This is a genomic window from Microbacterium paraoxydans, assembly GCF_019056515.1.
Taxonomy (GTDB): domain Bacteria; phylum Actinomycetota; class Actinomycetes; order Actinomycetales; family Microbacteriaceae; genus Microbacterium.
Map to the genome: position 1 here is coordinate 1,552,751 of NZ_CP064873.1, position 21,366 is coordinate 1,574,116.

The 21,366-nt window shown below is 71.1% G+C and carries 21 protein-coding genes, 1 tRNA gene and 1 pseudogene; 15 read left to right on the forward strand and 8 right to left on the reverse strand.

Annotated features, from left to right (window positions below; all coding sequences use genetic code 11):
• The first annotated feature begins 6 nt into the window (after positions 1-6).
• Positions 7-79, forward strand: a tRNA-Glu gene (locus IZR02_RS07330).
• Between the two features lie 61 nt (positions 80-140).
• Here the strand turns inward: IZR02_RS07330 and IZR02_RS07335 are convergent.
• The 4 genes from IZR02_RS07335 to IZR02_RS07350 all read right to left on the reverse strand — a co-directional run bounded on the left by IZR02_RS07335 (position 141) and on the right by IZR02_RS07350 (position 3,637).
• Positions 141-1,382 (reverse strand): MFS transporter, encoded by a 1,242-nt coding sequence (locus tag IZR02_RS07335; RefSeq protein WP_025103301.1) that lies wholly within the window; start codon positions 1,380-1,382, stop codon positions 141-143.
• A complete protein-coding gene (locus tag IZR02_RS07340) occupies positions 1,382-1,930 on the reverse strand; it encodes an ArsR/SmtB family transcription factor (protein WP_025103302.1) in 549 nt (182 codons plus the stop codon). The genes IZR02_RS07335 and IZR02_RS07340 overlap by 1 nt, the downstream gene beginning before the upstream one ends.
• 64 nt (positions 1,931-1,994) lie before the next feature.
• Positions 1,995-3,083, reverse strand: coding sequence for a DUF4349 domain-containing protein (locus IZR02_RS07345; protein ID WP_025103303.1), 1,089 nt, complete (start codon positions 3,081-3,083; stop codon positions 1,995-1,997).
• Positions 3,080-3,637: an RNA polymerase sigma factor gene (locus IZR02_RS07350; RefSeq protein WP_025103304.1), complete on the reverse strand. Its 558-nt coding sequence runs from the start codon at positions 3,635-3,637 to the stop codon at positions 3,080-3,082. The genes IZR02_RS07345 and IZR02_RS07350 overlap by 4 nt, the downstream gene beginning before the upstream one ends.
• 267 nt (positions 3,638-3,904) lie before the next feature.
• Between IZR02_RS07350 and IZR02_RS07355 the strand changes: the two genes are divergently transcribed.
• Positions 3,905-4,912 (forward strand): TerC/Alx family metal homeostasis membrane protein, encoded by a 1,008-nt coding sequence (locus IZR02_RS07355; RefSeq protein WP_025103305.1) that lies wholly within the window; start codon positions 3,905-3,907, stop codon positions 4,910-4,912.
• A gap of 16 nt (positions 4,913-4,928) precedes the next feature.
• Here the strand turns inward: IZR02_RS07355 and IZR02_RS07360 are convergent, their stop codons facing one another.
• Together IZR02_RS07360 and IZR02_RS07365 are read right to left on the reverse strand one after the other, a co-directional pair.
• Positions 4,929-6,242 (reverse strand): LLM class flavin-dependent oxidoreductase, encoded by a 1,314-nt coding sequence (locus IZR02_RS07360; protein WP_025103306.1) that lies wholly within the window; start codon positions 6,240-6,242, stop codon positions 4,929-4,931.
• Positions 6,239-7,534 carry an O-acetylhomoserine aminocarboxypropyltransferase/cysteine synthase family protein gene (locus IZR02_RS07365; RefSeq protein ID WP_025103307.1) on the reverse strand — a complete coding sequence of 432 codons (1,296 nt, stop codon included), beginning with the start codon at positions 7,532-7,534 and terminating at the stop codon, positions 6,239-6,241. Before IZR02_RS07365 ends, IZR02_RS07360 begins: the two co-directional genes overlap by 4 nt.
• Before the next feature lie 188 nt (positions 7,535-7,722).
• Between IZR02_RS07365 and leuC the strand changes: the two genes are divergently transcribed.
• The 6 genes from leuC (at position 7,723) to IZR02_RS07395 (ending at position 14,083) form a co-directional block, all read left to right on the forward strand.
• The gene (leuC, locus tag IZR02_RS07370; RefSeq protein WP_025103308.1) at positions 7,723-9,159 is read left to right on the forward strand and encodes a 3-isopropylmalate dehydratase large subunit; all 1,437 of its coding nucleotides are present in this window, start codon (positions 7,723-7,725) and stop codon (positions 9,157-9,159) included.
• Between the two features lie 2 nt (positions 9,160-9,161).
• Entirely contained in the window at positions 9,162-9,782 is a 621-nt protein-coding gene (gene leuD, locus IZR02_RS07375) for a 3-isopropylmalate dehydratase small subunit (protein ID WP_025103309.1), read from the forward strand.
• A 61-nt stretch (positions 9,783-9,843) separates the two neighbouring features.
• Positions 9,844-11,211, forward strand: a complete 1,368-nt coding sequence (gene murA, locus IZR02_RS07380) for a UDP-N-acetylglucosamine 1-carboxyvinyltransferase (protein WP_025103310.1) — start codon at positions 9,844-9,846, stop codon at positions 11,209-11,211.
• A 5-nt stretch (positions 11,212-11,216) separates the two neighbouring features.
• Positions 11,217-11,972: a lysophospholipid acyltransferase family protein gene (locus tag IZR02_RS07385; protein ID WP_029989231.1), complete on the forward strand. Its 756-nt coding sequence runs from the start codon at positions 11,217-11,219 to the stop codon at positions 11,970-11,972.
• Positions 11,962-13,101: an NAD(P)H-dependent glycerol-3-phosphate dehydrogenase gene (locus tag IZR02_RS07390; protein WP_025103312.1), complete on the forward strand. Its 1,140-nt coding sequence runs from the start codon at positions 11,962-11,964 to the stop codon at positions 13,099-13,101. The genes IZR02_RS07385 and IZR02_RS07390 overlap by 11 nt, the downstream gene beginning before the upstream one ends.
• Positions 13,001-14,083, forward strand: a complete 1,083-nt coding sequence (locus IZR02_RS07395) for a D-alanine--D-alanine ligase family protein (RefSeq protein WP_036292401.1) — start codon at positions 13,001-13,003, stop codon at positions 14,081-14,083. Before IZR02_RS07390 ends, IZR02_RS07395 begins: the two co-directional genes overlap by 101 nt.
• Before the next feature lie 20 nt (positions 14,084-14,103).
• On the opposite strand, the gene IZR02_RS07400 is transcribed toward IZR02_RS07395, so the two are convergent.
• Positions 14,104-14,586, reverse strand: a complete 483-nt coding sequence (locus IZR02_RS07400) for a DUF3515 domain-containing protein (RefSeq protein WP_025103314.1) — start codon at positions 14,584-14,586, stop codon at positions 14,104-14,106.
• 23 nt (positions 14,587-14,609) lie between these two features.
• Here IZR02_RS07400 and thiL point away from each other — a divergent pair.
• Positions 14,610-15,604 (forward strand): annotated as a pseudogene (gene thiL, locus IZR02_RS07405) (thiamine-phosphate kinase).
• Here thiL and rsmD read toward each other — a convergent pair.
• Entirely contained in the window at positions 15,574-16,188 is a 615-nt protein-coding gene (gene rsmD / locus IZR02_RS07410; RefSeq protein ID WP_025103316.1) for a 16S rRNA (guanine(966)-N(2))-methyltransferase RsmD, read from the reverse strand. The pseudogene thiL and the gene rsmD sit on opposite strands and share 31 nt — an antisense overlap.
• Before the next feature lie 60 nt (positions 16,189-16,248).
• Here rsmD and IZR02_RS07415 point away from each other — a divergent pair, with 60 nt between their 5' ends.
• From IZR02_RS07415 to mutM, 6 genes are all read left to right on the forward strand, one after another.
• Entirely contained in the window at positions 16,249-18,423 is a 2,175-nt protein-coding gene (locus IZR02_RS07415; RefSeq protein ID WP_025103317.1) for an ATP-dependent DNA helicase RecG, read from the forward strand.
• A 31-nt stretch (positions 18,424-18,454) separates the two neighbouring features.
• Positions 18,455-18,952, forward strand: a complete 498-nt coding sequence (coaD, locus tag IZR02_RS07420; protein ID WP_025103318.1) for a pantetheine-phosphate adenylyltransferase — start codon at positions 18,455-18,457, stop codon at positions 18,950-18,952.
• 136 nt (positions 18,953-19,088) lie between these two features.
• Positions 19,089-19,583 (forward strand): YceD family protein, encoded by a 495-nt coding sequence (locus IZR02_RS07425; RefSeq protein WP_025103319.1) that lies wholly within the window; start codon positions 19,089-19,091, stop codon positions 19,581-19,583.
• 2 nt (positions 19,584-19,585) lie between these two features.
• Positions 19,586-19,795: a 50S ribosomal protein L32 gene (gene rpmF / locus IZR02_RS07430; RefSeq protein WP_013586329.1), complete on the forward strand. Its 210-nt coding sequence runs from the start codon at positions 19,586-19,588 to the stop codon at positions 19,793-19,795.
• Positions 19,796-19,805: 10 nt separating this feature from the next.
• Entirely contained in the window at positions 19,806-20,498 is a 693-nt protein-coding gene (gene rnc, locus IZR02_RS07435; RefSeq protein WP_029989233.1) for a ribonuclease III, read from the forward strand.
• Positions 20,491-21,354, forward strand: a complete 864-nt coding sequence (gene mutM, locus IZR02_RS07440) for a bifunctional DNA-formamidopyrimidine glycosylase/DNA-(apurinic or apyrimidinic site) lyase (RefSeq protein ID WP_025103321.1) — start codon at positions 20,491-20,493, stop codon at positions 21,352-21,354. Before rnc ends, mutM begins: the two co-directional genes overlap by 8 nt.
• Positions 21,355-21,366: the final 12 nt, after the last annotated feature.

The following is a 21,366-nucleotide window of genomic DNA, read 5'->3' on the forward strand; positions in this document are numbered from 1 at the left end:
CAAGACGGCCCCATCGTATAGCGGCCTAGTACGCCGCCCTCTCACGGCGGTAACGCGGGTTCGAATCCCGCTGGGGTCACACAACACGACGAAAGCCCTCCGGTTCTCCGGGGGGCTTTCGTCGTTCCCGACCGTGCGCGTCAGTCGTCCGCGCGCAGCGACAGGGTCCGGAACGCGCGGGCCCGGAGCGGCACGAGCATGAGCGTCATCATCGCGCCACCGGCCACGACGAACGGCACCCAGACGGCGGTGAGGGAGGCGAGTGCGCCGAAGCCCGCCATCGCGAGCGGCATCAGGCAGTCGTCGCCGAGCCGGGTGAGGGAGCCCATCCGACCGAGGAACGCGGTGTCCACCGTCGCGGCGAACGTCGCGCTCAGCAACACGGAGGCGTATCCCGCGGTGGCACCGACCACAGCCGCGGCGACGGCCACCGTCCAGACGGGGCCGAACCCGAGCGCGACGATGCCCGCTCCCTGGACGAGGAGAGCGCCGAATCCGCTCCGCGCCTCGTGGCGCGGCCGCCATCTCGCGACCGCGGCAGCCCCCACGGCGGCACCGAGGCCGAGGAGGCCCTCGAACAGGCCGACCGCGGGAGCTCCCCAGCCTTCGGCGTGCGCCCGCAGGGCGAGGCCGATGCCGACGGCCGGCCCGACCGCGAGGTTGAGCCCGGAGAGGGCGATGACGAGCGTGCGCGTCGTGGGGTTCGCCCCGAGGTGGGCGAACGCCGCGCCGATCGCGCGCAGGGACGACGTGCGCGGGGCCCGGGCGAGCCGGAACCGCGGGCGCAGGGCGATCGCCAGGAATCCGACGACGAGGGCGAAGGTCACCGCGTTCGCCGATGCGCTCCCCGCGAGACCGGCCTGCGCGACGAGCAGGCCGCCCAGCGCGGCGCCGCCCATCGTGCCCAGGCGTGATGCCGTCTGGATGACAGCCGCGTAGGAGGGGAGATCGTCCGTGCGCACCAGCTGTCGCCCGATGGTGCCGGCCGAGGGCTCGTAGAACGCGTCGCACACCCCGAACGCCACGGCGGCGGCGAGCAGGACGGGCACGGTCGGCGCCTGCGAGACCGTCCACACGGCAGCGGCGACGAGCACGCCCACACGCGCCGCGTTGCAGACCATCATCACCCGGCGGGCGTCGGCGCGATCCGCGATGACTCCGCCGAAGAGCAGGACCATGGCGCGCGGAATCGTGCCGGCGGCGACGACGAGTCCGGCGACGGCGGGGGAGGCGATCTGCACGGCCGTCCACGCCACCGCGATCGTCCACACGGCGTCGCCGGCATCGGACAGGGCCTTCACGCCGATCCACGCGTGCACCATCCGGTCGCGCCGGAACGGAGGAGGGGCCGAGAGCTCGAGGGGCGGGGTGAGTGCGGTCATCACGGTTCCGTGGGGAACGCGTGGGCGAAGAAGAACACGGGCGTGCGCTCCTGGCCGTCGTCCTCGTCGATCGATGCCTGCCAGTCCCGCAGCGCCTGCAGGACGCGTGCGGAGAGATCGCGCAGCTCGTCCGGGGTCGCCCAGGCGGTGGCCTCCGTGTTGGAGGCGTCGTAGTCCGCCACGGCGGGATCGCCTCGGCGGCGGCGCCAGCGCTGCAGACGGTCGATCTGCATGCGGATGCCCTGCCGCTGTGCTTCCCGGGCGAGGAGCGCATCGGCGGGGGAGTCGGCGAAGTCCTCCACCGACCAGGTGAGGCCGCGTCGTGCGACCGTCCACCAGCTCGTGCGCCGATCGCCGGTCGGGTCGGGGGCACGCGCGACGATCCCGGCGCGCTCGAGCATCCGGAGGTGATGGCTGATGCTGCCGACCTGGCTATCGAGTGCGCGGGCGATCGCCGTCACCTGCGACGTGCCGTAGAGCAGGAGGTGGTCGTAGATGCGACGCCGCAGCGGATGGTGCACGGCGGTGATCACGGAGATGTCTTCCACGCCCCGAAGGCTATGCAGCGGTTAAGAGACACACAAGACTTCTTGTATACCGCGGAACGGCGGGTCATTCCTCCGTGCGGGGCTCAGCGGGCGCGGCCTTCCGGCGCCGTCGGCCGCGGCGGACGAGCCAGACGACCAGGACGACGACAGCGGCCACCGCGAGCCAGGGAAGGAGGAAGCCGAACGCGATCACCAAGGCGTTGAGCGAGACGACCAGACCGTTCCATCCGGCTCGCAGCCCGTCGCCGAAGCCCGCGGGGTCGGCTGCGGCCGGGGCGTCCGCCCGCGACAGCTCCACGGTGAGGGACGACAGGGCCACCTGGTCCTCCAGGGCGGCGAGCTGCTGTTCGTACGACTCAAGCTGCGCCTGGCGATCGGTGAGCGCGACCTCGGCCTCGATGAGATCGGCGACCGAGCCCGACTGGCTCATGAGCTCCGTGAGCCGCTGCACCGAGGCGCGGGTCGACTCCACGCGGGCGCGGAGATCGATCGCGGTGGCGGTGACGTCCTGCTTCGTGACGGAGGACGACAGGACCTCGCCGGTGTCGCCGAGGGCGGCGATCACCGTGGTCAGGTCGTCGGCGGGGACGCGGACCGTGATCCAGCCGTACCCGGAGTCCGCGGGGACCCGCTCGGCGGGGGCATCCGTCGCGACCGCCTTGCCGACCTCGGTGCTCTCGACGTAGCCGCCGTGGTCCGCGGCGAGGTCGCCGATGGCGGCAGCGGCGTCGACGATGTCCTTCACGCGCAGAGAAGCCTGGGCCGTGGCGACGATCTCCCTGGCATCCTCGGCGGATGCCGCCGCGTCCGATCCGACGGCACCGGGGAGGGTCGCCCCTTCGACGGCCCGGTCCGGCACGGCCGAGCCCGCCTCGTCGGTCGACCAGCCCACGACGCCGTCCGCGGTGGACACGGACGAGCCGCCGCCCCCCACGGCACCGAGGATCGGCGGCGTCACCAGGACCCCGACGACGAAGGCCGCCGCGATCCCGCCGGCCGTGAGCCACCGGCGTCGACGTCTCCTGGCGCGCTCTGCGCGCGGCGGAATCGGCGGCCGCTCACCCTGGATCTCGCTGAAGACGGCGTCCTCGATCCGCGCGACGGTCGCGTCGGACACGGGCGGGAGGCTCTGCCGCGGGGTCTGGTCGTTCATGCGTCCCTCACTTCCTTGACGGCGCCGCGCAGCTGGGTGCGCACGCGCGAGAGACGGTTCCGGACGACGGCGTGCGTCACGCCGAGCTCGTCGGCGGCGGCCTGGTAGGCGTAGCCCTCGGACGCGCACAGCCGGAAGATCTCCCGGTCGAGCTCGTTCAGGGTGCCCACCTCCGCGGCGATCCGCGCGGCGAGCGCCGCCGTGATCACCTGGTCCTCGACGCTGACGACGTCGGGGAGCTGGTCGTCGGCCGCGTCCGTCGTGTGCGCCTGGTCGCGGCGCCGCTGACGCAGCCGGTTCGCCGCTTGGAAGCGGCAGATCGTCGCGAGCCAGGGGAGGATCGATTCTCCCTGCAGCTCCAGGCCCGGAAGCTTGCGCCAGGCGACCACGAAGGTCTCCTGCGTCACGTCCTCCGCGTCGGCGGCGGCGCCCAGGATGCCGTGGGCGATCCAGTACACGGGGCGCACGTGGGCACGGTACAGCGCGCGGAAGGCACTCTGGTCGCCGGCCGCCGCCTGGGCGGCCCAGCGCTGGTCACTCGTCTGTGCGGGCATCCTGGTTCCGTTCGGTGTCTCTCCCTGGAGAGTGTCGGCGGATGTCCCATCGTCTCAGCACGGATGCGGATCCGCCGTCGTGTGTCGACTTCCTCGTCCCGATGACCCCCACCTCCGGTAGCATGGCCCGGGCGAGAGGGAGTATCCCGAATCCGCGCGTAACGTCATCACGAGCACCGACATCGCTGCTCCGGGCGCGCGCCGCACATCTGCGGGGGAGAGACTTTCGACTCATTCCCGACCCCTCGCGAAAGGTGCACAGCGCCCGTGGACATCCCCGTCTGGTTCGAGATCACCTCGATGGTCGTCCTCACGATCATCCTGATCGGCGACCTGCTCCTCATCCGGCTGCGCCCGCACATCCCCTCCACCAAGGAGTCGACCCTCTGGGTCGTGTTCTATGTGGGCCTCGCCCTGCTCTTCGCGGTGCTGCTGGGAACCGTGGGCGGATGGCGGAACGCCGGGGACTTCATCACCGGGTGGGCGCTGGAGTACAGCCTCTCCGTCGACAACCTCTTCGTCTTCGTGCTGATCATGGCGCAGTTCGCGGTGCCGCGACGTCTGCAGCAGCAGGTGCTGATGGTCGGGATCATCATCGCGCTGGTCCTGCGCGGGCTGTTCATCCTCGTCGGCGTGACGATCATCGAGAACTTCTCGCCGATCTTCTACCTGTTCGGCGCCTTCCTTGTCTACACCGCCATCCGGCAGGCGATGCCGGAAGGCGAGCACGAGGACGACGTCAAGCGCGAGAACTTCATCGTCCGGCTGCTCCGCCGCCGGATCGACATCAGCGAGACCTACGACGGCTCGAAGATCCGCACGACCGTCGACGGGAAGCGGATGTGGACGCCGATGATCATCGTGTTCATCACGATCGGCGTCACCGACCTCATCTTCGCGATCGACTCGATCCCCGCGATCTTCGAGATCACGACCAACGGCTTCCTCGTCTTCGCCGCCAACATCTTCGCTCTCATGGGGCTGCGCCAGCTCTACTTCCTCCTCGGCGACCTCCTGGACCGCCTCCGCTACCTGCACTACGGCATCGCCGTGATCCTCGGGTTCATCGGCATCAAGCTGATCCTGCATGCGCTGCACGTCAACGAGCTCCCGTTCATCAACGGCGGCGAGCACGTGGAATGGGTGCCGGACATCGACAACATGGTGTCGCTCGCCGTGATCCTCGTGTCGATGACGGTCGCGACGATCGCGAGCCTGATCGCCTCGTCCCGGGAGAAGCGCGCCGAGAAGCGCACCATCCCGGTCGGCGACTGAGTCCGCGCGGAGCGGGTCAGAACGCCTGCAGATTCGCCTGCAGACCGCCGTCCGCGTAGTCGCGACGGAGGAGCCCGCGGCGGCGGAGGATCGGCACCAGCTCGTCGAGGGTGCGGTGCAGGGTCACGGGATGGAAGTCGCCCCAGAGGAGCACGCCGTCGTTGCCCCACTCGCCGAGTTCCTCGACGAGATCGGCGAACTCCTCCGCGGTACCCACGAACCCGCTGCGGTCGCGCAGCCGGCCGGTGCGGGCGAGTGCGGTGAGGTGCGCGCGGAGCGGGGCGTCCTCGCCCCGATCGCCGATCAGGCGCTGGATGCTGCCGCGGGAGACGTGCGCTCCGAAGATCGACGTGTCGAGGGGGCGGTCCAGATCGAGGGTCGTGAGATCGGTCTCCAGATCACTCGACTGCTTCCGGGCGATCTGCGCGAGTGCGGCGTCGTCCGGGTGTGCGGAAGCGGCCACGATCCGGTCGGCCTCCTCGGCGGACGCCGTGATCACGGGCTGGATCGCGAAGAGGATCTTGACGTCCTCGGCCCGGCGTCCGCGGGCGAGAGCCGCGTCGTGCACCCGCTGCCGATACTCCCGCACCGACTTCTCGTGCAGGGGAGCGAGCGCCAGCTGGACGTCCGAGTTCGCCCCCGCGAACGCCAGGCCGCGCCCGGAGCCGCCGGGGGAGACGATGGCCGGCTCGCCGTCCGTGAAGGGCAGGGCGTTCAGAGGGCCGTCGAAGTCGTAGTGGGGGCCGCGGTGCTGCACCGGACGCATACGCGTGCCGTCCGCGTAGACCCCGGAGACGGGATCGGCGACCAGCGCACCGTCGTCCCAGCTCCGCCAGAGCGCGCGGATGCCGGCGAGCCATTCCTCGGCACGGTCGTACGCCTCGTCATGGCCGAGTTGCGGGGCCGCCGAGAAGTGCCGGGCGCTGCCGGTGTCGGTGACCACGTTGAGGCCGAGCCGGTGCCCGCTCAGGTGCTGCAGGGTCGCGAACTGCCGCGCCGAGGTGTAGGGCAGCGAGGCCGCGGGGTTCACGGTGGGCACCACCCCGAGATGACGGGTCGCCTGGAAGAGGTACGGTGCGAGCAGCAGGGGATCGTGCTTCGGGCCGCCGAACGCATGACGCACGCGCAGGTCGATCGTGTCCGCCGAGCCGAGCGAGGGGCTGTCCTCGATGATCACGAGGTCGAAACCGGCCTGCTCCAGGGTGCGGGCGGCTTCCTGGTAGACCTCCGGTCGCGTCCAGTCGTAGTCCCAGTCCAGGGACGGATATCCCCACCCCTGAGGACCGAAGCCTCGGGCGAGGAACCACCCGAAGTGCTGCAGGCGGCTCATGCCACCGTCTCCCTGACGCTCTCGAGCACCCGCGCGAGGTCGCCGATCAGGTCGTCGACATCCTCGATGCCGATCGACAGCCGCAGCGTGCCGGGGCCGACGCCGAGGATCCGACGCTCCTCGTCGGTGCGCTGCGCGTGGCTGGTCGTGCCGGGGTGCAGCACGAGCGACCGCACGTCGCCGATGTGCGTCATGTGGGTGAACACGGACACCTCCTCCACGAAGCGACGGGCCGCTGGGAGACCGCCGCGCAGCGTGAAGGTGAAGATGGAGCCGAATCCGCCGTCGAGGTAGCGCAGCGCGGTCTCGTGGTGAGGATGCGAGGGCAGGCCGACGTAGTTCACGCTCTCCACGGCGTCGTGTGCGGCGAGCCAGCGTGCGACGGCGAGGGCGTTCTGCGACTGGCGCTCCACGCGCAGGCTGAGCGTCTCGGTGCCCTGGCCGATGAGGAACGCGTTGAGGGGCGAGGGCGAGGCACCGAACCGCGGAGCCACCGACTCCCTGGCGTATCCGATGCGTGCGCGGCCGCCGTGCCGGGCGAAGACGCTGGGTGCGCCGCCCCGCCCCGGCAGCACGAGGTGCGGGGCGTTGTGCCCGGCGCGCTCCGCATCGAACCGGCCGTCGTCGATCACCACGCCGCCGAGCACCGCGCCCTGGCCCGCGAGGAACTTCGACGCGGAGTGCACGACGATGGCCGCGCCGTGCTCCAGCGGCCGGAGGAGGGCGGGCGTGGCCAGGGTGTTGTCGACGATCAGGGGGACGGCGATCTCGTCGGCCACGGCGCTCACCGCCGCCACGTCGAGCACGTCGTTGCGGGCGTTGGCGAGCGACTCCGCGAACAGCGCCCTGGTCGTCGGGCGTACGGCCTCCCGCCAGGCATCCGCGTCGGCGATGTCGTCCACGAACGTCGTCTCGATGCCGAGGCGGGCGAGGTTGTCCAGGAACAGCCCGCGGGTGCCCTCGTAGATGTGGGTCGAGGAGACGATGTGGTCGCCCGCGCCCACGACCGAGAGCAGAGCGGTGGTCACCGCGGCCTGTCCGCTGGCCACGAGCACGGCGTCGGCACCGGACTCCAGGCTCGCGAGCTGCCGCTCCACCGCGTGCACCGTGGGGTTGCCGGTGCGGGTGTACCCGAATCCGGTGCCGGTGCCGAAGTGGTCGGCGGCGTGATCGAAGTCGTCGAACTCGAACCCGGCCGTCAGGTAGATCGGCGTCACACGGGAGGCGGCAGCGGCTCGGCCTCTCGCGGCGTGGACGGCGCGGGTGGCGAAGCGGGCGGTCTCGACGGTCATGCGGGGGCCTCTCGGTCGATCGGGTGAGCAACAGAGTGTCACGGCGTGTCTCGGCGTGTCCGAGCGGTGGTAACCTGACGTCATGCGGACCGTGCTCCTTCTTAGCGGCCGCGGCGAGACCTCGATCTGAGCCCCTCCTCGTCGCGGAGTCCATCGTGGGCCGAACCGCCATCCACAGGAGACACGCCATGACCACCACCGCCGGTGCGGATTCCGCACGCCCCAGGACGCTCGCCGAGAAGGTCTGGGACGACCACCTCGTCGTCAAGGGCGAGGACGGCCAGCCCGACCTCATCTACATCGACCTGCACCTCGTGCACGAGGTCACCAGCCCGCAGGCCTTCGACGGCCTCCGCAGCGAGGGACGGCCGCTCCGCCGGCTCGACCTGACCATCGCCACGGAGGACCACAACACGCCGACGTGGGAGATCGACAAGCCCATCGCCGACCTGACCAGCCGCACGCAGATCGAGACGCTGCGCCGCAACGCCGCCGAGTTCGGCGTGCGTCTGCACTCACTGGGGGACGCGGAGCAGGGGATCGTCCACGTCGTCGGCCCGCAGCTCGGCCTCACCATGCCCGGGATCACCGTGGTCTGCGGCGACTCGCACACGTCCACGCACGGCGCGTTCGGCGCGATGGCGTTCGGCATCGGCACCAGCGAGGTCGAGCACGTCATGGCGACCCAGACGCTGCCGCTGAAGCCGTTCAAGACGATGGCCATCAACGTCGAGGGCACGCTGCGTCCCGGCGTCACGGCGAAGGACATCATCCTCGCCGTGATCGCCAAGATCGGCACCGGCGGCGGTCAGGGCTACGTGCTCGAGTACCGCGGCAGCGCGATCCGCGCGCTCTCCATGGAGGGCCGCATGACGATCTGCAACATGTCGATCGAGGCGGGCGCCCGCGCCGGCATGGTGGCTCCGGACGAGACGACGTTCGCCTACCTCGAGGGGCGTCCGCACGCGCCGAAGGGCCAGGACTGGGACGACGCGGTCGCCTACTGGCGCACGCTGCCGACCGACGAGGGCGCCACCTTCGATGCCGAGGTCTTCATCGACGCCGACGAGCTGGAGCCGTTCGTGACGTGGGGGACGAACCCCGGCCAGGGCAGCTCGCTCTCCGCCTCGGTGCCGAACCCGGCGGAGATCGCCGACCCGAACGAGCGGGCCGCCGCCGAGCGGGCGCTGGAGTACATGGACCTGACGCCGGGCACGCCCCTGAAGGAGGTGCCGGTCGACGCGGTGTTCATGGGCTCGTGCACGAACAGCCGCATCGAGGACCTCCGGGCCTTCGCCTCCATCATCCAGGGCAAGAAGAAGGCCGACGGCGTCCGGGTGATGGTCGTTCCCGGCTCCGCCCGCGTGCGACTGGAGGCCGAGGCCGAGGGCCTGGACCAGGTCATCAAGGACTTCGGAGCGGAGTGGCGCTTCGCAGGATGCTCGATGTGCCTGGGCATGAACCCCGATCAGCTCGCCCCGGGGGAGCGCTGCGCCTCCACCTCGAACCGCAACTTCGAAGGGCGCCAGGGCAAGGGCGGCCGCACGCACCTCGTGTCGCCGCTCGTCGCGGCGGCGACCGCCATCCGCGGCACCCTGTCCAGCCCGAGCGATCTGGAGGCCTGACCATGGAGAAGTTCACCACCCACACGGGCATCGCCGCGCCGCTGAAGCGGTCGAACGTCGACACCGACCAGATCATCCCCGCGGTGTTCCTCAAGCGTGTCACCAAGACGGGCTTCGAGGACGCGCTGTTCCACGGCTGGCGGCAGGACCCGGAGTTCGTGCTCAACCAGGCGCCGTATCAGGGGGCGTCCGTCCTCGTCGCCGGGCCCGACTTCGGCACCGGTTCCAGCCGTGAGCACGCCGTCTGGGCGCTTCGCGACTTCGGCTTCAAGGTCGTGCTGAGCCCGCGGTTCGCCGACATCTTCCGCGGCAACGCGGGCAAGCAGGGCCTCCTCGCGGCGACCATCTCCGAGGCGGATCTGGAGCGGTTCTGGGCGATCATGGACGCCGATCCCGGCGCGCGCATGACGGTCGACCTCGAGGCGCGCACCGCCGCCATCGGCGACCCCACCGGAGGCGCGGAGGCCCGCTTCCAGGCCGACATCGGGATCGACGATTACACTAGATGGCGGCTCCTCGAAGGGCTCGATGACATCGGGCTCACGCTGCGCAACGAAGACAAGATCGCGCAGTTCGAGGCCCGTCGCGAGTCGTGGCGGCCGCGGACCCTCCCCGTCCAGTGAGACGGAGGGGGCGGGGGAGCCAGGGGTAACCCCGCCCCCGATGAATGAAGTGAGGCCCCGAATGACGACACCCGTGCGCGACGCTCTCTCCGACGACGTCCCCGCGCTGACCGGAGACGTCCTCGCCATCCGCGGAGGTCGTCCGCTGCGCGGACGGGTCGACGTGAAGGGCGCGAAGAACCTCGCCACCAAGGCGATGGTCGCGTCCCTGCTCGGGGAGACCACGAGCGTCCTGCGCGACGTGCCGGCCATCAGCGACGTCGCCGTGGTGCGCTCGCTGCTCGAGGTGCACGGCGTCCGCGTGTCGGAGGGCGACGAGCCCGGCTCACTGGTCTTCGACCCCAGCGACGTCGAGTCGGCCCACTTCGAGGAGATCGACGCCCACGCGGGCGCCTCCCGGATCCCGATCCTGTTCTGCGGCCCGCTGCTGCACCGCCTCGGCCAGGCCTTCATCCCCGACCTCGGCGGGTGCCGCATCGGGGACCGTCCGATCGACTTCCACCTGGACGCACTGCGCAAGTTCGGCGCGATCGTCGAGAAGCTCCCGAGCGGCATCCGCCTCTCCACGGGAGGAACCCGCCTGCACGGAGCGAACATCCACCTCCCGTACCCGAGCGTCGGCGCGACCGAGCAGGTGCTGCTGACCGCCGTCCGCGCCGAGGGCGTCACGGAGCTGCGTAACGCGGCGATCGAGCCCGAGATCATGGACCTGATCGCCGTCCTGCAGAAGATGGGCGCGATCATCTCCTACGAGCCGAACCGCGTCATCCTCATCGAGGGCGTCGAGAAGCTCCGTGGCTACGACCACCGGTCGATCTTCGACCGCAACGAGGCGGCCTCGTGGGCCTCGGCCGCTCTGGCCACGGACGGCGAGATCTTCGTCGGCGGTGCCAAGCAGCAGGAGATGCTCACCTTCCTCAATGTCTTCCGCAAGGCGGGCGGCTGGTTCGACATCCAGGAGGACGGCATCCTCTTCCGCCGCGACGGCGACATCAAGCCGGTCGTGATCGAGACCGACGTGCACCCGGGCTTCATGACCGACTGGCAGCAGCCGCTCGTGGTCGCCCTCACCCAGGCGCACGGCCGCTCGGTCGTGCACGAGACCGTGTACGAGAACCGGATGGGCTTCACCGAGGCGCTGGTCAAGATGGGGGCCGACATCGTCGTGCATCCGCGCGGCCTGCAGGACGGCCCGCGGCGCGTGCCGCGTCGTGACCTGGAGCAGGCTGCCGTCATCACCGGTCCCACGCCCCTGCACGGCGCCGACATCGTGGTGCCCGACCTGCGCGGCGGCTACAGCCACGTGATCGCGGCGCTGACGGCCACCGGCGAGTCGAAGGTGTCGGGCGTCGACATCCTGAGTCGCGGATACGAGAAGTTCCTCGCCAAGCTCGACGCGCTCGGCGCCGACTTCGACGTCCTCCGGTGAGCCCGATGGCTTCCCGGTCGCCGGAGAAGACACGGCCGAGCGTGTTCTGGCCGCTCGCTGCGATCGTCGTCCCGCTGGTGTCGCTGATCGCGAAGGTCCGCATCATCGGGGCGGAGAAGCTCCCGCGAGAGGGTGCTTTCGTCCTCGCGCCGAACCACTACTCGGAGTTCGATCCGCTGATCGTCGCCTTGGCGGTCTGGCGGATCGGGCGCGCTCCGCGATTCATGGCCAAGGAGAGCCTCTTCCGCGTGCCCGTGCTCGGGTGGTTCCTGCGCAAGACGGGGATGATCCCGGTCGCACGCACCTCGTCGGCGTCGTCCGCGAAGCAGACGATGGCGCAGTCGGCAGCTCTCGTGGAGCACGGCCGCGGTGTCATCGTGTACCCGGAGGGCACGCTCACGCGTGACCCCGACATGTGGCCGATGCGCGGCAAGTCGGGGGCGGTGCGGCTCGCCCTCGCCGACGGCATCCCGCTCATCCCGATGGCGCAGTGGGGCACCCAGGCGATCATGGGCCGCTACCAGAAGGGGCTCAGCCTCTGGCCGCTCCGCAAGCCCGTGACCGTGATCGTCGGCGACCCCGTCGACGTCTCCGACCTCCGCGGTCGCGCCGGCGAGCCGGCGGCGCTGACGGAGGCCACCAACCGACTCATGAACGCGATCACCGCGCTGCTGGAGCAGGTGCGCGGCGAGAAGGCCCCCGCGGAGCGCTGGAACCCGGCGAGCCACGGACAGAAGGAGACCGGACGCCTTGACCCCTAAGAGAACCGCGCCGGCCGGACCCCTCGTCGCCGTGATCGGCGCCGGCAGCTGGGGCACCACGTTCGGCAAGATCCTCGCCGACGGCGGCGCCCACGTGACGATGTGGGCGCGTCGGGCCGAGCTCGCGCATGAGATCGACGAGGCGAAGCGCAACTCGCGTTACCTGCCGGGCATCAACCTGCCCCGCACGATGGCGGCCACGCACGAGCTGGCGACCGCGCTCGACGGCGTCGACCAGGTGTATCTGTCCGTGCCGAGCCAGTCGCTGCGGGAGAACCTCAAGGCACTGCGCCCGCTGATCGCCTCGGGCGACGCCAAGATCGTCAGCCTCATGAAGGGCGTCGAGCGGGGCACCGGTCTGCGCATGAGCCAGGTCATCCAGCAGGAGCTGCAGTGCGACCCCGACCGGATCGCCGTGGCCTCCGGACCGAATCTCGCCCTGGAGATCGCGCGGGAGCAGCCGACCGCGGCCGTGATCTCGTCGCGCAGCCAGGAGACCGCGGACGTCGTGGCCCGGGCCGCGCGCAACTCCTACTTCCGGACGTTCGTGAACACGGACGTCATCGGCACGGAGTTCGGCGGAGTGCTCAAGAACCTCATCGCCGTCGCCATCGGCATCGTCGACGGCGTCGGCTACGGCGAGAACACCAAGGCGTCGATCATCACCCGCGGCCTCGTCGAGATGACCGACTTCGCGGTCGCGAACGGCGCCCAGCCGGAGACCTTGCAGGGACTGGCCGGTCTCGGCGACCTCATCGCGACCTGCCAGTCGCCCCTGAGCCGCAACAACACCGCCGGGCGGCTGCTCGGGCAGGGCTACAGCTTCCAGGACGTGGTGAAGCAGATGCAGCAGACGGCCGAGGGGCTCGCCTCGGTCGCGCCGGTGCTGCAGCTCGCCCGCGAAGCCGATGTGCACATGCCGATCGTCGAGCAGGTGAAGATGGTGCTCGACGGCAAGATGGATCCCCGGGACATCGCCCCGCATCTCACGACGGACGACGACACCCCGCAGGGGGAGAGGACCAACCATGGACAAGCAGACGGTGGTGGTGCTCTTCGGAGGGCGCTCCAGCGAGCATTCGATCAGTTCCGCAACGGCGGGGGGAGTGCTGGGCGCGATCGATCGTGACCGGTATGCCGTGATCCCGGTGGGGATCACCCGCGAGGGTGCCTTCGTCCTCGAGGACGACGACCCGGCGAAGTTCCCGCTCGACGCCGCGCATCTCCCGGAGGTCGTCGACAACGGCACCCGGGTGCTCTGGCCGGAACCCGGGGGCGATCGCACCCTGCGGGTCGTGCATCCGGGCGGCGAGACCGAGGGACTCGGCGAGATCGACGTCGTGCTGCCGATCCTGCACGGACCGCACGGCGAGGACGGCACGATCCAGGGCTACTTCGACACGCTCGAGGTCCCCTACGCCGGGGGCGGCGTGCTCGACTCGGCGCTGTGCATGGACAAGCACTTCATGAAGATCGCCCTGCAGGCCGCCGGGATCGCGGTGGCGCCGGGCGTGACCGTGCGCCGTCGTGAGTGGGATGCGGATCCCGATGCCCTCCGCGCCCGCGCCGCCGACTTCGGCCTGCCCGTCTTCGTCAAGCCCGCTCGCGCCGGGTCGAGCGTCGGCGTTTCGAAGGTGTCGGCGCCGGAGGAACTCGACGCCGCCCTCGCCATCGCGTTCGCCGAGGACGACAAGGTGCTCATCGAGGCCGGTGTCACCGGGCGGGAGATCGAGGTGGCCGTCCTCGAGACGGCCGACGGCGTCCGCGCCTCCCTCCCCGGCGAGATCGTGCTGACCGACCGAGGTTTCTACGACTTCGAGGGGAAGTACCTCGGCGGCGACGGCGTCGACGTGGTGTGCCCGGCGGAGCTGACCGAGGCGGAGGTGGCCGCCGTCCAGGAGGCCGGCGTCCGGGCCTTCCAGGCGGTCGACGGTCGCGGCCTCGCCCGGGTGGACATGTTCCTCACCCCGACCGGCGAGCTCGTCGTGAACGAGCTCAACACGATGCCCGGATTCACGCCCATCTCGATGTTCCCGAAGTGCTGGGTGGCATCGGGACTGAGCTACGGCGACCTCATCACGGAACTGGTCGAGGCGGGCCTGCGCCGCTGACGGCGTGGTTCCCCGCGTGCTCAGCTCGCGGGGAACTCCACCCGGTCGGTGCACTGCGCGGTCGCCGGGGCGAGCCCGGACTGGATGTTCGACGACAGGCTGTCGACGATCGACTGGAAGTCGACCTGCTCGCCGCGGCGGATGATCACCTCGATGGCCGGTTCGCGACCGTAGGTGACGAGGCGCTGGCGCTCCTCCTCCTGCTCCAAGACGAGCCAGTCGACGCCGCCGAGTGTGGTGCAGACGAGATCGGACGGGGCGGGCGGCTCCACGCCGCATCGCAGGACGACCGTGGGGTCGCCCCAGGCGCCGGTGGCCTGCGCGTCGGTCCACACGCGCTCGTACCCGCCGACGGTGTCCGGCAGGAGCACGGAGACGTTCGCGCAGGCCGGGTCGTTCGCGTCGGCCGCCGGCTCGAGGTGCACGGTCGTGGAGCATCCGGCGAGTCCGGCGGCGAGGGCGATCGCCCCCGCGACGGCAGCGAGGCGGCGGGAACGAAGCATGTATCCAGGCTACCTTTGACGACATGCCCTCCCGACCCGACTCCGACGATCCGCGCCTGGGAGATCTCTCGGAGGGTCGCATCCTCCGCGCCATCCTCCAGCGCACCGCGCCGGGCGCGCACACGCTCCTCGGTCCCGGTGACGACGCCGCCGTGATCGCCGCCCCCTCGGCATCGGTCGTCGCGACGACGGACACGCTCGTGCACGGGCCCGACTTCCGGCTCGCCTGGACGAGCGGGTACGACCTCGGCTGGAAGGCGGCGGCGGTCAACCTCGCCGACATCGCCGCGATGGGCGCACGCCCGACCGCGCTGCTCGTGGCTCTGGCGGTGCCGCGCGACCTCCGGCTGTCCTTCGTGGAACGCCTGGCCGACGGCTTCCGCGAGGCCTGCGCGGCGCTCGCCCCCGGGTGCGCAGTGGTCGGCGGGGATCTCACGGTGTCCGAGGTGCTCACGGTCGCTGTGACGGCTCTGGGCGACCTCGAAGGCCGCCCCCGGTGACCAGGGCGGGGGCACGACCGGGCGATGTCGTCGCCGTCGCCGGAGAACTGGGTCACGCCGCACACGGGCTGGCCGTGCTGTTCGGACGCTTCCGAGACGGCGAGACGCCGGTCCCGGTCGATCCCGCGGCTCTCGCACCCGGGGAGAGCGCTGCGGTCGCCGCGCAGCTGCGGCCGTCGCCGCCCATCGGCCTCGGCGTCGTCGCGGCCGCGGCCGGCGCGACCGCGATGATGGACGTCTCGGACGGCCTCGCCCTCGACGCGCGGCGCCTCGCGGACGCCTCCGGCGTCACCCTCGCGCTGGACGGCGCCGCGCTCGGCGCGAGTCCGCAGCGGGCGCTCGCGGGCGGCGAGGACCATGCGCTGCTCGCGACGTTCCCCGACGGCGTGCTGCCGCCGGGCTTCCGTGCGATCGGCGTCGTGCGTCCGCGCGGCGAGGAGGACCTGCTCTGCGACGACGGTCCCGTGGACGTCAGCGGCTGGGATCCCTACCGGGACTGGGACTCCGTCTCGGGCTGAACGTCCGCCGACGCGGCGTCCTGCGTGCCGGGCTCCGCCCACCACAGGGTCGTGTCGCCGTAGGTCTTCTCCCGGAACACCCGGAGCCCGGCTGCCGCGAAGTCGGGGGCGGCGGAGCGCCGGGCGCGTTCGACGACCACCACGGCATCGTCGCTGAGCAGCGGAGCGAGGGCGGCGAGGTCGCCGTCCATCGCCTCATCGTCGATGTCGTACGGCGGATCCGTGAACACGAGGTCGTAGGGCCCGGACGCGCGGCCGAGGAACGCTCGGACCGTCGCCTCCTGCACCCGTGCGGTCGCGGTACCGGAGGCCTTCGCGACGGCCGCGGCGTTGTGCCGCACGACGGCTGCGGCCTGCCGGCCCCGCTCGACGAGATCGGCGCTCCGGGCGCCGCGGCTCAGGGCCTCGAGCCCGAGCGCCCCCGAGCCCGCGTAGAGGTCGAGCACGCGGGCGTCCGCGATCGCGTCGAGCGACTCCAGGGCGCCGAACAGGGATTCGCGCACGCGGTCGCTCGTGGGTCTGGTCCCGGCGCCGGGGACGTCGAGCCGGGTGCCGCGTGCCGTTCCGGCGATGATCCTCGTCACCCGTTCACGATACGACAGGCCGCGGACGGTCGTGTCCGTGCGGTTCCCTAGACTCGGAGCATGTCGCTCACGCTCGAATCCTCGCTCGAGGAGGCCCTCGGCGCGGCGTCGGCCAAGACGCTCGACCGCGCCTTCGGCATGAAGACCGTCGGCGACCTGCTCGCGCACTACCCGCGTCGGTACGCCGACCCGGGGGAGCTCACCCCCATCCGCGACCTCCCGATCGGGGAGACCGTCACGATCGTCGCCGAAGTCCTCTCGTCGAGCTTCCGCCGGATGCGCAATCGACCGGGGGCCATGGTCGACGTCGTCATCGGCGACGGCGTCGGTCGCATGTCGCTGACTTTCTTCGCGAAGAACGTCAGCGCGGCGGAGTGGCGCTCCAAGGACCTGGCGGTCGGGCGCCGTGGTGTGTTCTCCGGCAAGGTCGGCGAGTTCAACGGCATGACCCAGTTCGCCCACCCGGAGTACGAGCTGTTCGACGATGAGGACGCGGCGCGCCGGCGGGCGGATGCGAGGGCGGCGGTCCCGATCCCGATCTATCCGGCCACCTCCGCGATCCAGACGTGGCAGATCGCCCGGCTCGTCGGGCGCGTCCTCGACGACCTGTCGTCGGTCCCCGACCCGCTGACCCCGGAGATTCGCACCCGCGAAGAGCTGCTGACGGCGCGGGAAGCCCTGGAGGCGATCCACCGCCCGCGCTCCCGCAACGAGATCGATCCCGCGGTGCGCACGCTGCGCATGCACGAGGCGCTCACGCTCCAGACGGCCCTCCTCCAGCAGCGCGACGCGGTGCGCGCCCTGGCCGCCACCTCGCGGCCGGCGGCGCCCGGCGGGCTGCTGGAGCGCTTCGACGCCGCCCTGCCCTACACGCTCACGCCGGATCAGCAGACCGTCGGCGCCCAGATCGCAGACGATCTCGTCGGCTCCTGGCCGATGAACCGGCTCGTGCAGGGCGAGGTCGGTTCGGGAAAGACGCTGGTGGCCCTGCGGGCGATGCTGCAGGTCGCCGAGAGCGGGGGGCAGGCGGCCCTGATCGCCCCGACGGAAGTCCTCGCGGCGCAACATCTGCGTTCGATCACGAAGATGCTCGGCCCGCAGCTCGCCCCGCTGCTGATGCCGACGCTGCTCACCGGGCAGATGCCGGCGGCGGATCGCCGCAAGGCCGCGCTGCGCGTCGCCTCCGGCCAGGCGCTGATCGTGGTCGGCACCCACGCGCTCCTCGGGGAGAAGACCACGTTCGCCGATCTCGGTCTCGTCGTGGTCGACGAGCAGCACCGCTTCGGAGTCGAGCAGCGGGAGGCGCTGCGGGCGAAGGGGTCAAGCCCGCACGCGCTCGTCCTCACCGCGACCCCGATCCCGCGGACGGTCGCGATGACGGTCTTCGGCGACCTCGACACCTCGGTCATCCGCACGATGCCGGCGGGGCGCGCCGGCATCGAGTCGTACGTCGCGCCGTTGGCCGAGCACCCGGGCTGGTTCAACCGGGTGTGGGAACGGGCGGCGGAGGAGATCGCGCAGGGTCGGCAGGTGTTCGCCGTCTGCGCGGCCATCGACACCGCGGCGAAGACGGCCGAGGCGGGGGAGCAGGCGCTGCTCGCCCCGGAGGGCGGCAAAGGCCCTCGGTGGGGTGTCGTGCAGCTCGACGAGGCGCTGGCCACGCATCCGACCCTCGGCGGTCTGCGACGTGCGGTGCTCCACGGGAAGATGCCCTCGGAGGAGAAGGACGCCGTCATGCAGGCCTTCGCCCGCGGGGAGATCGACCTCCTGCTCGCGACGACCGTGATCGAGGTGGGCGTGGACGTCCCCAACGCCTCGACGATGATCGTGCTGGACGCCGACCGTTTCGGAGTGTCCCAGCTGCACCAGCTCCGTGGTCGGGTGGGCCGAGGCGGTGTCCCGGGTCTCTGCCTGCTCGTGACCGAGGCCGAGGCCGGATCGGTGGCCCGCGAACGCGTCGATGCGGTTGCCGCCACCCTCGACGGGTTCGCGCTGGCCGAGGTCGACCTCGAACTCCGCGGCGAGGGCGACGTGCTCGGCGCGGCACAGGCCGGGGTGCGGTCGTCCCTCAAGCTGCTGCGCGTCGTGAAGGACGCCGCTCTCATCACCCGGGCCCGCGAGCTCGCGGAGGACATCCTCGCCGCCGACCCCGAGCTGGCCGCTCACCCCGGGCTCCGGGAGGCCATCGGACGGCGCGTCACCGACGAGGATCGCGCGGCGCTGGCGAAGAACTGATCGCCGTTCCGGGTGCCCTAGGCTGGATTCCATGAGCAGCCGGATCGCCGTCGTCCCGGGTTCCTTCGATCCGCCGACCCTGGGTCACCTCGACGTGATCCGGCGCGCGGCCGCCCTCTACGACGAGCTGCATGTGCTCGTGGTGCACAACCCGGGCAAGGAGGCGATGCTGCCGATCGCGCAGCGGCTCTCCCTCCTGGAGCGTTCGATCGCCGAGGACGGCATGGCGGGCAACATCGTCATCGGCTCCTGGAGCATGGGACTCCTCGTCGACTATGCGCGCGACGTGAACGCCGGTGTGCTCGTGAAGGGCATCCGCTCGCAGGTCGACGTGGCGTACGAGTCGCCCATGGCGATCGTCAACCGGCACCTCGCCGACATCGAGACCGTCTTCCTGCTGCCCGACCCCGCGCATGCGATGGTCTCGAGCTCGCTGGTGCGTCAGGTCGCCGGTCTCGGGGGCGACGTCTCGCCGTTCGTCCCGCCGGCTGTCGCCTCGTTCCTGGACACCGGCGCGCGCGGGATCTGATCGGGGATCGCGGTCCCGTTCCCGGCGGTCTCCCGGCCCTCCTCACCGGTGACCCGGGTAGCATGGCGGGGTGCGTTCCCGACTCAACAGCCCTTTCGTCCTCCCCGTCCGTGACATCGTCCGGCGCCCGGGGGAGATGCGCGAGCACTCCTTCTCGGTGCCCCTGACGGAGCAGTGGGGGGAGGGCATCGTCTCCTTCGAGGCGGGCTCGGAACTCGATCTCGACGTGCGGCTGGAGTCCGTCCACGAGGGCATCCTCGTCACCGGAGAGGCGGAGGGCGAGTACGTCGGTGTGTGCGGTCGATGCCTCACCGACATCGCTCGGCCCGTCGAAGTCGAGTTCCAGGAGCTTTTCGCGTATCCTGGTGAGGAAGAAACTGACTTCGAGGTTCAAGACGACCACGTGGATCTTGAAACTCTCGTCAGGGATGCGGCCGTACTGGCCCTTCCTTTTCAGCCGGTGTGTCAGCCGGATTGCCTCGGGCTCGACCCGGTCACAGGCGAGAGGCTGACCGAGAGCACCGGAACGGAGCAGGCCGCTCCCATCGATCCTCGGTGGAGCGCGCTCCAGCAGATCACAGACCAGGACGGCACGGCAGAACGCGGTGCCGCCGAGAAAGAAGAGAGCTAGTCATGGCTGGTAACCCCCCGAAGCGCAAGGTCTCCCGTTCGAACACCCGCTCGCGCCGTGCGCAGTGGAAGGCCGAGGCCCCCGCGCTCGTCAAGACCATCGAGAACGGCAAGGTCGTCTACAGCCGTCCGCACCAGGCGAAGGTCGTCACCGACTCGCAGGGCACCGAGCTCTTCCTCGAGTACAAGGGCCGCAAGGTCGCCGACGTCTGAGTCGCGAACCGTGACGGAGGTCCCCGGGGGGACGAGGCCTCTCCCAGATAAGCTCCGCGTCGAGATCGACGCGGAGCTTCTGGAGTTGGCCCTCACCCACCGCTCCTACGCGTACGAGCACGGCGGCATCCCGCACAACGAGCGTCTCGAGTTCCTCGGCGACTCGGTGCTGGGTCAGGCCGTGACCGTCATGCTGTTCACGCGGCACCCCGAGCTCGACGAGGGGGAGCTGGCGAAGCGCCGGGCGAGCGTCGTGTCGACGGTCGCGCTGGCGGAGGTCGCTCGCGGCATCGATCTCGGCAGCCACCTGCTGCTCGGGCGCGGTGAGGAGCAGACCGGTGGGCGTGACAAAGACTCGATCCTCGCGGACACCATGGAGGCCGTCATCGGCGCCACCTATCTGTCCGCCGGGCCCGAGGCCGCGACGGCGCTCGTCCTGCGTCTGACCGAGCCGCTGCTCGCCGACCCCGAGCGGTACGGCGCGGCGATGGACCCGAAGACGAGCCTGCAGGAGCTCGCGGCCCGCCTCGGCGCCACGCCTCCGCAGTACTCGGTCGAGGCCAGCGGCCCCGACCACGACCGGCGCTTCACGGCGACCGTCGCCGTCGGCGACGTGCGGATGACGGGCGCCGGCAGCAGCAAGAAGACGGCGGAGATGGCCGCGGCCCTCAGCGCCTGGCGCACGCTCAGCGAGCGTGCCTGAGCTCCCCGAGGTCGAGGTCGTCCGCTCCGGCCTCGCCCCTGCCGCGGTCGACGCGGTCATCACAGGCGTCAGCGTCTTCGACGAACGCGCCCTCACCCGGCATACCGCCGGAGCTGCGGACTTCGTCCAGCGTCTGGAGGGTCGCCGCTTCACCGCGGCCGCGCGGAGGGGCAAGTTCCTCTGGCTCCCCGTGGACGATGGCGACTCCGCTCTGATCGCGCATCTGGGCATGAGCGGCCAGATGCTGCTCCGCGCGCCGGACGCGCCGACCGAGCGCCACGAGCGTGTCCGCCTCGGGATCGAGCATCCCCGACACGGCGAGCTCGCGATCGTGTTCGCGGATCAGCGGACGTTCGGCTCCCTCGCCGTCGACGCTCTCATCGCCGACGGCCCCTCCCGCATCCCGACACAGGTCGCGCACATCGCTCGCGACCCGCTCGACCCGTTCTTCGACGACCGGGTCTTCCGGGCCGCTCTCGCCCGGCGGCACAGCGCGATCAAGCGGGTGCTGCTGGACCAGGGCGTGGTGAGCGGCATCGGCAACATCTACGCCGACGAGTCGCTGTGGGCGGCCCGCATCCATCCGGAGACACCGGCCGACGCTCTGCCGACCCGAGCCGTGAATCGCCTGCTCGCGGAAGTGCGGTCGGTCCTGCAGAAGGCTCTCGCCGAGGGCGGCACGAGCTTCGACGCCCAGTACGTCAACGTCAACGGGCAGGCCGGTTACTTCGCGCACTCCCTGAACGCCTACGGTCGCGGAGGGAAGCCCTGTCCGCGCTGCGGCACGCCGATCACCCGTGCCGCGTTCATGAACCGCTCTTCGCACTTCTGCCCGCGCTGCCAACGGAGGCGCTGACCGGGGCCGAGT